12 protein-coding genes are annotated in these 14,575 nt (G+C 36.7%); 3 read left to right on the forward strand and 9 right to left on the reverse strand.

Features of this window, described 5'->3' with window-relative positions; translation table 11 throughout:
- Positions 1-49: 49 nt before the first annotated feature.
- The 3 genes from B176_RS19940 to miaE all read right to left on the reverse strand — a co-directional run bounded on the left by B176_RS19940 (position 50) and on the right by miaE (position 3,224).
- A complete protein-coding gene (locus B176_RS19940) occupies positions 50-1,195 on the reverse strand; it encodes a FecR family protein (RefSeq protein WP_161603042.1) in 1,146 nt (381 codons plus the stop codon).
- Between the two features lie 103 nt (positions 1,196-1,298).
- Positions 1,299-1,898 carry an RNA polymerase sigma factor gene (locus B176_RS0117425; RefSeq protein ID WP_017260120.1) on the reverse strand — a complete coding sequence of 200 codons (600 nt, stop codon included), beginning with the start codon at positions 1,896-1,898 and terminating at the stop codon, positions 1,299-1,301.
- A gap of 681 nt (positions 1,899-2,579) precedes the next feature.
- Entirely contained in the window at positions 2,580-3,224 is a 645-nt protein-coding gene (miaE, locus tag B176_RS0117435) for a tRNA-(ms[2]io[6]A)-hydroxylase (RefSeq protein WP_237739851.1), read from the reverse strand.
- Between the two features lie 140 nt (positions 3,225-3,364).
- On the opposite strand from miaE, the gene B176_RS0117440 reads away from it, so the two are divergent.
- Positions 3,365-6,304: a hypothetical protein gene (locus tag B176_RS0117440; protein ID WP_017260123.1), complete on the forward strand. Its 2,940-nt coding sequence runs from the start codon at positions 3,365-3,367 to the stop codon at positions 6,302-6,304.
- 113 nt (positions 6,305-6,417) lie between these two features.
- On the opposite strand, the gene B176_RS0117445 is transcribed toward B176_RS0117440, so the two are convergent.
- From B176_RS0117445 to B176_RS0117460, 4 genes are all read right to left on the reverse strand, one after another.
- On the reverse strand, positions 6,418-6,825 hold the full coding sequence (locus B176_RS0117445) for a helix-turn-helix domain-containing protein (RefSeq protein WP_017260124.1): 408 nt from the start codon (positions 6,823-6,825) through the stop codon (positions 6,418-6,420).
- Positions 6,809-7,102: a type II toxin-antitoxin system HigB family toxin gene (locus B176_RS0117450; protein WP_026063424.1), complete on the reverse strand. Its 294-nt coding sequence runs from the start codon at positions 7,100-7,102 to the stop codon at positions 6,809-6,811. Before B176_RS0117450 ends, B176_RS0117445 begins: the two co-directional genes overlap by 17 nt.
- 59 nt (positions 7,103-7,161) lie before the next feature.
- Positions 7,162-8,451: an HAD-IB family phosphatase gene (locus tag B176_RS0117455; RefSeq protein ID WP_017260126.1), complete on the reverse strand. Its 1,290-nt coding sequence runs from the start codon at positions 8,449-8,451 to the stop codon at positions 7,162-7,164.
- 62 nt (positions 8,452-8,513) lie between these two features.
- A complete protein-coding gene (locus tag B176_RS0117460; protein ID WP_017260127.1) occupies positions 8,514-9,488 on the reverse strand; it encodes an NAD-dependent epimerase/dehydratase family protein in 975 nt (324 codons plus the stop codon).
- Positions 9,489-9,879: 391 nt separating this feature from the next.
- Here B176_RS0117460 and B176_RS0117470 point away from each other — a divergent pair, with 391 nt between their 5' ends.
- Together B176_RS0117470 and B176_RS0117475 are read left to right on the forward strand one after the other, a co-directional pair.
- Positions 9,880-11,061, forward strand: coding sequence for a formimidoylglutamase (locus tag B176_RS0117470; RefSeq protein WP_017260129.1), 1,182 nt, complete (start codon positions 9,880-9,882; stop codon positions 11,059-11,061).
- A 17-nt stretch (positions 11,062-11,078) separates the two neighbouring features.
- A complete protein-coding gene (locus tag B176_RS0117475; RefSeq protein WP_040540887.1) occupies positions 11,079-12,194 on the forward strand; it encodes a TlpA disulfide reductase family protein in 1,116 nt (371 codons plus the stop codon).
- A gap of 194 nt (positions 12,195-12,388) precedes the next feature.
- Here the strand turns inward: B176_RS0117475 and B176_RS0117480 are convergent, their stop codons facing one another.
- Together B176_RS0117480 and purD are read right to left on the reverse strand one after the other, a co-directional pair.
- Complete coding sequence (locus B176_RS0117480) at positions 12,389-13,102, reverse strand: hypothetical protein (RefSeq protein ID WP_017260131.1); 714 nt, start codon at positions 13,100-13,102, stop codon at positions 12,389-12,391.
- A gap of 117 nt (positions 13,103-13,219) precedes the next feature.
- The gene (gene purD / locus B176_RS0117485; RefSeq protein ID WP_026063425.1) at positions 13,220-14,494 is read right to left on the reverse strand and encodes a phosphoribosylamine--glycine ligase; all 1,275 of its coding nucleotides are present in this window, start codon (positions 14,492-14,494) and stop codon (positions 13,220-13,222) included.
- Positions 14,495-14,575 lie beyond the last annotated feature (81 nt).

The raw sequence follows: 14,575 nt of genomic DNA on the forward strand, positions 1-14,575 counted from the left end.
GCAAGCAGATCGGTTTCTTTATTTCAGGCCATGAGGTTAAAGTAATTGTTTATTTCATAACGGTAAGTGTATTTTTATCTATTTTAAAATGGACCTGTTTAGTTAGTTCGAGCAAGTTAATCAACTCCAGCAAAGTAATATTTCTGGGCAATCGAGCTACAAAATCAACCTGAACATCATCTTGGTAAATGACACGTACATCGTACCACTTTTCAACCTGTTTCATTAATTCATGTAAACTAATTCCTTCTGTACTGAAAAAACCATTTTTCCAAGCTACTACTTGGTTTACGTTTACATCATCAACCAGCTCAATGTTTTTATCACTTTTATTTACAAGCGCCTGCTGTCCGGGCGAAATTTTAGCTGTTTTCTGCCCTATCTTCACAACCACAGAACCTTCCAGCAGGGTAGTATTGATTTCCTTTTCTTCCTCGTAGGCACTGATATTAAAGTGCGTTCCAAGTACAACTACTTCAGCCTGATTACTCATTTTAACTTTAAATGGCTTTTTAGCGTTTTTTGCGACTTCAAAATAAGCTTCCCCTTTCAGTTCTACCTTACGTTCATTACCAACAAAAAATGTAGGAAAACTCAATTTTGTACCTGCATTGAGCCAAACTTTTGTTCCGTCTGGCAGATTGACCTGATATTGTCCACCATTTGGTGTTTCGATAGTATTTAATGTAGCGGGTTCTTTTTCATCCCCTATCACATTGTATACCAGTTGCCCATTTGTAGTTTTCGAGATTGAAATATTACCCTGTTTAACCAGAACACCATTTGCTATTGTGTCTAGAATAATTTTTTTTCCATTGCCCAAAGTTAAAGTCGCTTTATTTCCTCCTGGAGCAATATGCTGTGTTTGCAATACCAATAAATTATTCTGAGCTTTTTTATAAAAATATAATCCAAAGCAAAAGATTCCCACCACTAAAACTGCAGCATACTTTGCCCAGTTAAGGTTAAACATTCTCACTTGGCGAACAGGTATATCAGTTTCTGCTTTGTGGTGTATATTGTTAAGGATTTTTTCTTTTATCTCAGGACTGAATTCAAGGATTGACTGATCAGTCATGTACCTAGTCTCCATTAGTGAAACCAGAGTTTCATCAGATTTAAGTTGGGCAACAAGGCCCATAAATTCTATGCGTTCTTCTGAAGTGGCTGTTTTATCAAAATATTTGCCGAACAAATAATCTAATCTTGAGTCTGACATTGGTTATAATTTTAAAGCCGTAATAGACTGCTTTATACTAAAGACACCCAAACTAAAAAAAAGTGGTAATGAGTTTTATTTAAAAAGAGATTATTGCAAATAACAGGATGTAAGTCACAACTTCATCCATATGGTTATATACATGCTCCTTAATGGTTTTAGTAGCCAGATACATGTGTTTTTTCACGGTTTCCACACTCAGGTTTAGCTGTAACGCAATTTCTTTATATTTTAGCCTTTCAAACCTACTCAACTGATAAACTCGTTTCTGCTGTAATGGTAATCGCTCAATAGCGTTGTCAATCAGTAAACGAAAATCTTCATAAAGATCATTTTCCTCTTCTATCCGAACATCTGTCTCCAATTCCTTTTCTAACGACTGAAAATGAGCACTGTACCGGGCTTGTTTACGCAGATGATTTAATGTTTTATTCTTTGAAAGTATAAATAGATAATTACTAAAACTACGAATCTCCGGCAAAGTTTCCCGTTTAACCCATACTTTGATAAAAACATCTTGTACAATTTCTTCAGTAAGCTCCATCGATTCGGTAAGCTTAAAAACATAAGATGCCAACGATTTGTAATAGCCCTCAAAGAGAATCGTAAAGCCACGCTTGTCTCCCTTACTAATCTTTAAAAGTAGTTCAGTTTCATTACTAAGAGGTGAGATAGCCATTTAGGTATGAATTTAGATTTCGAAAGTTAATTATTAATTCCAATAAAAAAAAACGATCATATAATAACACTTCGGCATTGATCAATATTAAATTCATAACTTAAAAGAAATCAATAGCGTCCAACAAAACATAGATCTGCTATTTACATTTTTACCCGTATGACAATTAATTACACCAACCTGAGCTCCAGTTAATCTAGAAAAAGAGTTGATTATCGTTTTCCTTAAATTTCATTTTATAAAGCGTTTTTTCTCTGACTGCGGCTCACTAGCTTCTTGAAATTTCTCATAACTAAAAACACAGCTTTCTTCTTTTTTAATCGAAAGAGATAATAACATTGGAAATGCATATCAGAAAGCTGGCTTAACAGACCGGCAAGCTGCATTAGATATTTACTTTTGAAACCAAATCTAATGATATTGAAGGCATAGCGAAAACACCAACCACAAGGGAACTAAAAACTCTCATCAGCATAGCAGAGATTAGAGAATCGTTAAACCAACCTAACCAATAAAACAAAAAACAGGATCACCAATATCACTACAATATAGGCGAGTGGATTGCCAAAGTTCAATACTTTACCAAACCACGAACCGGGTTTAACCACCCATAAATTTTCGTTTTTTTCGTCGAAATAGAGAAACCCATTCTTTTTATTCGACTGGTTTTTTGGTGGGAAATTATCCATGTATCGTCTCCGCTTTTCCGTAACGTTTAATCACTTCGCCTTCATAAGCTAACCATTCTTCCCAGCGCTTTTCTACATCTATTCCGGTGCCATATTTACGAGCCAAGCCTATAAATAACGTGTAGTGATTGGCTTCAGAAATCATCAATTCATAATAAAACTCTGAGAGTTCTTTATCATCCACATGTTCTGATAAAGTTTTAAATCTTTCACAGCTACGGGCTTCAATCATCGCGGCAAGCAAAAGCCGATCAACCATACTTTCAGTTCGTTTCGCTTCGCCACCGCCTCGTTTCAAAAACTTAATGAGTTCATTTACATAATTGTCTTTCCGCTCCAAACCAAAGCTATAACCGCGTTTAATGATAATATCATGCACACGTTTAAAATGATCCATTTCTTCTTTTACCAGTTCTGCCATCTCCGAAACCAATTCTGGAATTTGTGGATTTTGGATAATTAAGGTGATGGCATTTGTAGCAGCCTTCTGCTCGCAATAAGCATGATCTGTTAACAACTCTTCAATGTTACTTTCTACTACATTCTTAACCCAAAATGGATCAGTAGGTAGTTGCAGCTTAAACATGGTTTTCTCACTCATGGCGTAAAAGTAACGATTTTTAATACTTAAAGGCACTTTTATACCTTCAAAATAAAATGATGAAAGTCAAAATTTAATATTTAAATTTATTTACCTAAACTCAAATTATTTTTACTTCGTCAGGGTAACATTCTCAGTTTTAGTTTTATCTATGGTTAAATATTAAATCTCGCATCATGAAAAAAGTTCTTAAATTTCTGATTTTTAGCTTGGGTGCTTATGCAAGTGCGCAAGCTCAAATCCCTGGAGCCCCAATCGGGGGTGTTGCTGTAAAAGGTGGTAAAAATCCGGGCGGAGGCATGTTAATAAACGTGAGCGGTGGATTATCCACTCCGGCATCGACAACAAAAACCAATACCTTTTTAGGTTCTGGAAAAAACTTTAATGCTGGCATCTATCTCCCAGTTTACAGCTTTGGTCCAAACAATAATTTTACTTTCGGTCCAAATATCAGCGGAAGCTATTTAAAATTTAGTGGCGATGTAGATGCTTCGCCTAAATACAATGTCACCGGTCAAACTTCCCCTCCTACTGCTTCAAAAAGTGGGGATGGAAATGCATCGGGTTTTACCGCCGAAGCAGGATTACATGCAAACTTTTCTTTCGGAAAAATTACAATTTCACCTATTTTAAATGCTGGGTACCTAAATCTTAAACAAGATGCATTTAAGGTAACACAAACAAGTCAGGCCAATGGTCAAACTTTTACTTCAGACTTATACAGTCAAAAAGAGAGTAAAGAAACTGGCTTTGCATTTATCCCTAAATTACGTGTAGGTTATTTCCCAGGAAAATTTGGACTTTTTCTAGAGAGTAATTATACAATGGGTCCAAATATTACTTCCTCACAATCCACGCTTAAACCTTTAGGAACTGGAAATGATAAAGATGGAAGTTACCAGTTTGACCAATTAATGGCCGGAAAACAAGTAACATCTGAAAGAGCTACTCCCTTCAAAAATTTAGGTTTTAATTTTGGACTGAGTTATGCGATTCAACAAAGTTATAGACCGGGCAAAAACAAACCCGTAAGAGTAACAGCTTCGAAAATCATAAAGGACGAAAGTCCCATATACGAAGATTCAGGAACAACAACGATGAATCCATTATTTGAAGGAAAACTTGTCTACAGTCACGACTATTCAGTTACCGATGGAGCAATTTTAAGCTATTTACAAACCGATCAATTGGTGATTAAGAAAGGGACTTATCAACCAGATTTTTCAAATAATCCTTTCGGAGATATTACCCTTGAGCTTGCAAACCCAGTTAGCGCAAAAGGCATAACACAGTCTGGAATCAAGAGATCAATCTCTGAACCTACAAGTGCCAAAGGAATTAAAGAGTCTGGAGTTGCAAGAGCAGTTAGAACTCCGCCAACCGAGGATAGGAGCATTACCGAATCTGGAATTAAAAGAGGCGAAACACCGCCAACTAATGAGAAAGGTATTCAAGAAAATGGAATAAAGAGATCAGTTTCTGAAGCTACAAGCGCTAAAGGAATCACTGAAAACGGAATGAAAACACAGCAGTTTAGTGGTTTCAGATGCGATGAATCTTGCAAGGAAGAAGGAACTTATTGTTTCACTTGCAAAACAAGCAGTTCTTCAGCACTTTATTACGAGTTTGAGATTATTCCGGTGATTGAAAATGAAATGATCACGCATATCATTTTATCAAATAGTGCTGTAAGTAAAGACGGACTGCCGGTTACTGGTAACAATCCGGGTTCTGAACCGCAAAATCAAAGTGTTGTTAGTACCACAAGAAGCAACACGAAAGATAGAGTTGCGGTTGAGAATATGGAGATGATGTCATTGACTTACACAGGGCTAGATCCAGTTCTTAAACAAACTCAATTGAGCGTATTAGGGTCTGGAAAAACGTTAGCAAATGGAACTCCAATTGTAGCGGGTAGAGTGGTAAAAGGAAAAATTACCGGTTCAGTTATCATCAACAATGGGAACCTACGCGTTATAAATACCATTTCCATTAAACAACCTGAATCTGGTGATGAAGGAAGTTCAATTTTAGACAACGATGGCAACTTTACCATAAACCTCGGAAGCGATACTTTACACAGCGTTTATATCAACGATAAAGAGTTTGGTAAGATTAAAATAGAAAGTCAGGTACTTAACCCGCTTTTTCAAGACGAAGGAAAGTTGGGAGACAATCCAAATGCCGCTAAACCTGGCCAACCTATTGGTGGAATCATTGTAAAAGGCGGAAGAAATCCGGGTGGACAAATGAGATTGACTTCTAGTAGCGATGGCTCATTTACATTTCAAAATTCAAAAACGTCAGATTTTAAGTTTACGATTGAGACACCAGAAACTAATAGCAGCAGCGGAAATGTAGCTAGACCAGGTGAGCCAATCGGTGGGATTATCGTTAAAGGAGGCAGAAACCCAGGTGGACAAATGTTTACCAAAACTGCTAACGGAAATGGCGAAGTAGAGTTTAAAAACTTGCCAGCAGGTAATTATAAATTCACAGTAACCGCTCCAACTGAGCCTAAACAATTTGAAAATTTTAGAAAAGGCTGGGACGGTACGGTAAAAGGAGGTTCTATAAATAGTGTAAATAAAGGAAAAAACCCACTTTATGAGGAGAAAGGAAATTCGGGAGTGAATCCACTGTCTGAGCCGTCTAATGCAGCTAAACCTGGAGGACCAATTGGCGGAATCGTTGTAAAAGGCGGTAAGAATCCGGGTGGTCAAATGAAAATGCTCTCTAACAGCAAAGGGGAGTTCGCTTTTCAAAATCCAAAAACTGCCGATTTTAAATTTACTATTGAAACACCACAGATTATCAATATTGATCGAAATTATGCCAGACCAGGAAACCCAATTGGCGGAATCGTGGTAAAAGGCGGGAAAAATCCAGGTGGACAAATGTTTACCACCACTGCTAACGGAAACGGCGAAGTAGAATTTAAAAACTTGCCAGCAGGTAATTATAAATTCACGGTAACCGCTCCAACGGAACCTAAACAATATGAGAGTTTTAGAAAAGGCTGGGATGGTACGGTAAAAGGGGGTTCTAAAAAAGAAAATCCAGTTTATCAGCGACAAAATACTGAACACATGAGTCCGCTATACAAAGGGAATTAAATTATAGCCTTACGATTCGACGCTTTTTATAGTTGAATCGTAAGGCTTTTTTATATTAAAAAAGAGCTCTGATATTTTCGTCGATTGAAAGGAAAACTTTAATCTTATTTAAATTAAGAAGCTTTTAAATCGTAGTCTTTTACCAAATATTGAACGGGAATTCTTAAGAGTTCGCTAAACTTTTTTATCATATTTAAGGACAGTGATTGCTTATAATTTAAGACCTTGCTTACCGTCCCTTTATCGCCGTAGGCACTTGCTAAATCAGCTGACTTATAGCCAAAATCCTCCATCCTGATTTTTATCATTTCTATCGGATTCACATCTGGCAAAGTTGAATTTGCTTTTTCGTAGGTTGAGATCAAGTGAACCAATAGCATTTTTTCTTTATGCTCATCGGTTCCATTTAGAGTGTATTTTATCTGCTCAAATCTCTCAACCGCTTTCTCATAATCTTCGTCGGTTTCAACTAAAAACCATTGTTTTTTTAACGTTGCCATGTCTTTAAATTTTTTCAGCATCAATTTTATCGTATTCAGCATGTGTACCTATAAATCTGATATCCACAATAGAATCTCCAAACTCAACTTCAACAATTAATCGGTATTTGTTGCCTACAATTTTAAATCTTGCCCTACTGTTCTTAATTATTTTGGCTTTCGGAAAATCCCGTAAAACATCTAAACTTGTTTTCCAATTCGCATTTTCAACAACAAACTTCCACGCTCTTAAATTCTTGCTGCAGTCTGAATGCTTTTTAGCAAACTTATCAAGCATCAAGGATTTAACTATAAACATAGACTATCTAAGTTGCAAACCAATTGAACAAATATAATAAAGAGTTGGCAATTAACCAACTAATAAAGCACCCTAAACTTTATCGTATTCTCAATTTTACGTAATTCTTTTAAAAGTGCTTTATCGTAACTGGTATCCGTATCCGTAATTACGTAACCAATCTGGGCGTTAGTCATCAAAAACTGACCTAAAATGTTAATCTCATGCTTTGCTAAAACCTTGGTAATTTTAGACATGATACCCGGAACGTTTTTATGGATATGAATTAAACGGAATGAACCAGCAATTTTCGGCAACTGCAAATTGGGGAAGTTGGTACTTCTAAAAGTGGTTCCCGTATTGATAAAATCTGCCATACGTTTGGCTATCAATGTTTTGTTGCTGAGCGGTTTTGCACTATCAAAAACCACCATACCCATTTCTGTGCAGATATGTAAATTGATTTTCTCGGCAGCATGCCCCAAATAACCCAAAGTTTTCAGCTTAACCGCTTTGCGCAAGGTTTCGTCAGAAATGGTTTCGCCATCGCCCAAAAGCAACATACCCACATCTTTCACATATTTTTCTTCGAACGAATCTTTATGACGGATAGAAAAACCATCTTTCTTTAAATAATCAATACTTTCTTGCGGAACGTCACCTACCAATAAACAAAGAATTCTGTTTTTTGGATAAGAGATGGTCTGTGGCAAATTGCTCACATATAAAAACTCATCAAAACTTGGCGCAACGTGATCGGCTTTCGCAGCAACTGCTTTACGTTCGATGTTTTCTGTATAAGCGAAAAACTTTTTAATCATTCCAGATTCTTTCAACTGAAAATCCGAGTGACCATCGCCAATACCGTAAATATCACCTTGCAAAGGCATTTGTTTCAATAGCTTTACTTTTCCATTTTCCTGAGAAAGTGGATTTTCAGTATCGTAACCAACAATATTACCATCTTCATCAAACACAAAAGTATTGGCGTAAATGTTAGCTTTTTTAATGTGATATTGCTTAACAACTGGCGTAATAAATTCTTTAAAACCACCAGAAACAATCAAAACTTGGTCTGCATGTTTCTTAAAAAACTCTTTATTTCGCTGGAAAGACGACGACACTTTCTTTTTTAGATGCTTTACCAATAACTCCAAATGGTCTTTGTTTGCATTCAGCAATTTCACCCTCGCAGCTAAACTCTCTGTAAAGGAAAGTTTGCCTTCCATGGAAAGATTGGTCAAATCTTCTATTTGCTGATAAATTTTTTCTCTGTTGGGATGATTTTTTAAGGAAATTCGAGCTAATTCGTCCAGCGCTTCTACTTGTGTAAAAGTGCTATCAAAATCTATAATAAAGTATGGTTTCAAAGCAATAGTTTTAGATTGCGAAAGTGCAAAAATCCTTTCTAAAAAGCTAAATTATTTGAGCTTTAAGCGGATTTTAAAGCCTTTGCAATTTCGATAATACTCTGTTTTAGTGGAATAAACTCGTAATTCAACAGTGTTTTTATCTTTTGATTATCGTACTGGCTCACCTTATTGGCGGTCTTAGCAACAGTTTTATTGATACCTCCCTTTTTACCTAAAAACAAGTTTTTAAAAGAGGTAAATCGCCATGCGAAATTCAGCATCCAAGGTTTTGCTAGCTTATGGGGTTCAGCTATTCCAAACGCTCTTGCGGTTTGTTCAAATAGGTTTTGGTACGTTATATTTTCGGCATTAAGGATAAACCGTTCTTGCTTCACCGGATTGTTCATCAACAAAATCATGCAATTGGTTACATCCTCCACATCAACAAAGCCGGTAGCGCCACGGGTATAATAACTTAATCCGTTTTTTACGCTTTCGAAAATTGCCCCACTTCCAGATGTTCCAGCGTCAGCCCCAATAATTACAGATGGATTAACGATTACAGCGTTTAAACCTTCGTTAATGCCACGCCAAACTTCCATTTCTGCTCTGTATTTGGAGACCGCATAAGCGTCTTTAATTTCAAATCCCTCCCAAAAACAGGCTTCATTAATTAATCCGTCAGCTTTTGCGCTACCCAAAGCGGCAATAGAACTTACATAAACTAATTTTTCTATCTCGTTTTTAACACATAAAGTCACCACATTTGCCGTTCCTTCTGCATTCACTTGCAACATTTCAGTTTTTAAACTTTCATCAAAAGAGACCAAAGCCGCACAATGGTAAACTTGGGTAATATCTTCAAAAGCATCTTCCAAATCAGAAAAATCTAAAATATCTGCGTTAAGCCATTCAATTCGGACAGAGAAGGGAATGAGTTTTTCGGGAATAACAGAATCTTCTCGTTTGATACAACGAACTTTTTCCTCAGTTTGTAACAATCTGAAAACCAATTCGGCACCTAAAAAACCTGTTCCTCCTGTAACTAATATCATTAGAAACAAAGTTATAAATATTTATCACGTGATTTGATGTTGTCCTTTGATAGTTAATTTGCAACTATGAACTAAATATTCGGCAATTACGCACAGCCTTTCCTGCCCTCTGCCGGGCAATGGCAGAAACTTTTTTACAGAAAAAAGTATCCAAAAACTGTCGCCTGCGCCCTTTGCTACTAACGGAAGTGCTTTTACTTTCTTCTTCGTTACCGCAAAGACCAAGGGCGCATAAACGTTAACAACAGTCTGCGCTTAGGCTTGGCCTAATGGAAACCTAAAAAAAAACACAATGGTAATGTTAAACTCAACTACATGAATCCAAAACATCCTCAAAAAAATTACCCCAATTAATTTAAAAAATAGATATTTGGTAACATTCAAACAAAATATGTCATTAGTCGATTTCTTCTCTCCCATAAACATTTCAAAAATTGCTCCCAAAAATGGTTATAATAACAGTCAACTAGGTTTAAAAATAGCCATTCACGAGGAAAATTTCCCCGACTTAGAAGAGGGCGGTTTTAACATTGCGATAATTGGGGTAATGGACGATAGAGGAGCTGTAAACAATCAAGGCTGCGCCTTAGCACCAGATTACATCCGCGAAAAGCTTTACACCTTAAATGAGGGGATTTTCCAATCGAGGATTGTTGATTTAGGGAATATTAAGCCCGGAGAAAAAACATCCGATACTTATATTGCCATTAAAATGGTGGTTGCAGAGTTGATAAAAATGAATATTTGCCCGGTAATTTTAGGCGGTAGCCAGGATTTAACTTACGCCCAATACATGGCTTATGAAGAGTTGGAGCAAAAAGTAGATTTAGTGGTGATTGATTCACATTTTGATTTGGACGAATCTGCGGAAGATACCATTACCACCAATTCTGTATCATACCTGAATAAAATATTTTTACACCAACCCAATTACCTTTTCAATTTCAGCAATTTGGGTTATCAAACTTATTACGTGAACCAAGATAGTTTGCGGGTAATGGATAAGTTGTTTTTTGATGCGCAACGTTTAGGCGAAATTAGTGGAGCAACGCACATTGCAGAGCCGGTAATTAGAAATGCGGATATGATCAGCTTCGATATTTCCAGTATCAGAGCATCAGACGCAATGGCAAACGGAAACGCCGGACCCAATGGTTTTTATGGCGAAGAAGCTTGTCAGCTAACTCGATATGCTGGCTATAGCGACAAATTGACTTCAATTGGTTTTTACGAATTAAACCCTGCTTACGATCAAAACGGGCAAACAGCAATGTTGGTTGCGCAGATGATCTGGTGTTTTTTTGATGGATTTTACAGTCGCAAAAAGGATTTTCCGCTAAAGCCAAAAAGCGATTATGTAATTTATAAAACCAGTTTACAGGAAGATGCTCACGAATTAATATTTGTGAAAAGTAAAAAAACTGATAGATGGTGGATGCAGGTGCCCTACCCTGCAATGGGATCCAAAAACGAACGTTATCATATGGTGCCTTGTCTTTATGAGCATTATCAACTGGCAATATCTGGCGAAATGCCCGATTTATGGTGGCGCACTTATCAAAAATTGAATTAAAATTTAAGAAAAATTACATGAGAAAATTATTGTTGGCCTTGTTGCTGATCCCTTTTTTATCCCAAGCTCAAGATAAATTAAGCCTTAAAGGCGACATAAAAAACTTAAAAAACGACAAAACAGTTTACCTAATTCATGTTGACGGTAGAAACGAGAAACTAGATTCTGCAAAAACCGTAAGTGGAAAATTTGAATTTAATATAGATCTAAAAGCTCCAGCTTTAGCTATTTTATTGTTAGATCATACCGGCAATGATTTAAATACGCAAGGAACTCCAAAAGATATTTATCGTTTTTTTATAGAGCCAGGGCAAGCTACTTTAACAGCAAAAGACTCTATAAGAAATTCAAAAATAAAAGGCTTGGCTGTAGCCGATGATTATGCAATATTAAATAAAAGCACCCAGAAAGCTGAAGATGGTTTAATGGCTTTAAACAAAACGTTTACTGCGTTAAATGATAAAGAAAAAGGAAAAGAAGAGGTTGTAAAAGGTTTTCAGGATAAATATCTGGCTTTGCTAGAAGATAGAAAAGCGGTAATTGCCGATTTTATTGAGAAAAACCCAACCAGTTTTGTGAGTTTATACAGTTTAAATACCGATTTAGCTACCGAAGACATGAACGTTCCGCAGGTAGAAAAAGCTTTTAACGCACTCGCTCCTAAACTTAAAGAAACGCCTTTGGCACAAACAATTGCACAAAAGTTGGAAATGGGCAAAAAAACCGGCTTAGGTGTTGAAGCAATTGATTTTGAAGAAACCACGGCAGAAAACATCAAAGTAAAACTTTCTACTTTTAAGGGTCAATATGTACTATTAGATTTTTGGGCATCATGGTGTGGTCCTTGTCGCCAAGAAAACCCTAACGTTGTAGCGGCTTATGAGGCTTACAAAAATAAAAACTTCACCGTGTTAGGGGTTTCTATTGACAGCAAAGAGGACAAATGGGTTGAAGCTGTAAAAAAAGATGGTTTGGTTTGGACCAACCTATTAGACAGATCTCAAAACATCGCAATGACTTATGGTATAAATGCCATCCCAAAAAACTTTTTGATTGACCCCGAAGGCAAAATTATTGCTAAGAATTTAAGAGGACCTGCTTTAATGGATAAGTTGAAAGAGGCTTTGAAGTAAGGTTGATGATGAGGTCTAAGGTTTAGAGCGCATTGAAATTTGTAAAGCTCAAATTACGTTAAGGTGATTTGAGCTTTTTTTATGCAGTTTTCTAAAGCTAAAAGAAGGTTATAGACTGCAAGATATCAGTGGAGTATTTCTAAAAATAAAACCGCCGAATAGTGCTTTGGGCTTTAAGCCTTCCGCTTTAAAAGCTAAATCTTAAAAAAATACCCAATCCCAGCGAAAACAGCTCCTGCTAAAGAAATCAAAAAAGCCGAACGTCCAAAAACAAAACCCATAACACCACCCAATACAATCAGCATTAAGCCAGCCCAAATTAAATTTTTTCCACGTTGCTGGTTTTGAGCAGCTTTTTGCTCCAATTCTGGATTTTTCTTTTTAATATCATTAAAAGCCATCTCTCTCATCTCCGAAGCGCTCGGACCAAAAGATGCGGCATTTTTTCCTGCTTTTATGGCTTTGGAATTTAAAGGGATCTTTAAGGCAGAATTTAACTTATCAGCTTCGGAATCAACCTTTACGACAGGATTAGGCTGTGGTTTATTTAACACCTTTTCTGGAACTTGTACAGTGACTTTTAAAGGCTGAGCCTTAAATGCTTTAGCAAATCGATTACTTTTTTTAATGTTGTTTTGAAGTGTAGACCTATGAGTAGCTATCTCACTCTTGCTTTCTGCCAATTCAAAAAAACCATTAGATTCTGGATAGTATAATACCATATCCTTCTCTTTTAGTTGCAGTACCATGCTAACCTGCCGAACCTTATCGCTATAAGGTGCTGTTTTTTTAGCCAGTTGTATCTTCTCTGGGTTAATTTTAACCCACTCAAAATTAGTTGTAGCACAGCCCGTAGCTAACAGAACTGCCAATAAACCAACAATGTATTTCCCTATTTTTATAATCATTTAATAAAAAATAGCAAGAGAAGATTGTGCCAAAAGCTGATTACACACATAATCAACACTTTGCGTATAACCAGCTAATTTATAATTTATTTATAGGTAATCAAATTACCCAAAAATCTACAACAAATCAAATCCAATATCTTTTCTAAAGGTAGCGCCATCGTAATAAATACGACCAGCATCTGACGTTGCCTGTTGCAAAGCATCAAACATATTATCCTGCAAAGTGGTAACTGCCAAAACTCTACCGCCTTTGGTTTTCACAATGCCGTTGTCCATTTCTGTACCTGCATGAAAAACAATACTTTCTTTAATGTTTTCTAAACCCGCAATAGCTTTACCGTTGATGTATTCTCCGGGGTAACCTGCAGAAACCAACATTACGGTAGCAGCAGTTTTATTAGATATTTTGAGTTCGTAGCTACCAACAGTTTCATCTGCAACAGCTTTTAACAGCTCTACAAAATCACTTTCCATTCTTGGCAACACGCTTTCGGTCTCCGGATCGCCCATACGACAATTGTACTCAATTACATTTGGGTGTCCATTGGTGTTCATCAATCCAATAAAAATAAAACCTTTATAATGGATATTATCGGCTTGTAATCCTTTAACAGTTGGTATTACCACCAATTCTTCCACCTTTTTCAAAAACGCTTCATCTGCAAACGGAACGGGAGAAACAGAGCCCATACCGCCAGTATTTAAACCTGTATCGCCTTCGCCAATGCGCTTATAATCCTTTGCAGAAGGTAAAATCACGTAGTCCTTTCCATCAGTAACTACAAAAACAGAAAGCTCTATACCTGTCAAAAACTCTTCAATAACCACTTTTGAACTTGCATCTCCAAATTTTGCCTCCGCAAGCATCAAACGTAATTCTTCTTGCGCTTCTGCTAAAGTAGTACAAATCAGGACACCTTTCCCTGCTGCCAAACCATCGGCTTTAAGCACAACAGGCATTGGATGATGTTTCAAATACGTTAAACCTTGCTTTAAGGTATCAACTGTAAAAGTTTGAGATGCAGCCGTTGGGATTTTATGTTTCTCCATAAAAATCTTAGAAAAATCCTTACTTCCTTCTAACTGTGCACCGTCTTTCTTTGGACCAATAACCGGAACGTTTTTCAACTCCTCATCTGCCAAAAAATAATCATGAATACCTTTTACCAAAGGCTCTTCTGGACCAACCAAAACTAAATCGACACCGTTAGCCAACACAAAAGCTTTAATTCCTTCAAAATCTGTAACTTTTAATGGTACATTTTTTCCGTAAGCACCAGTTCCTGCATTTCCAGGAGCAATAAAAAGTTGGTCGCACAATGTGCTTTGGCTAATTTTCCAGGCAAAAGTGCTTTCTCTTCCGCCCGATCCAAGTATCAAAATATTCATGCCCCAAAAATAGGATAAGATATGTACAACAAAAACGTAAATGTTAATTAAATGTGTTTCTTTTTTTTGGCGAACAGATTT

The sequence above is a fragment of the Pedobacter arcticus A12 genome (genome assembly GCF_000302595.1).
GTDB lineage: Bacteria > Bacteroidota > Bacteroidia > Sphingobacteriales > Sphingobacteriaceae > Pseudopedobacter > Pseudopedobacter arcticus.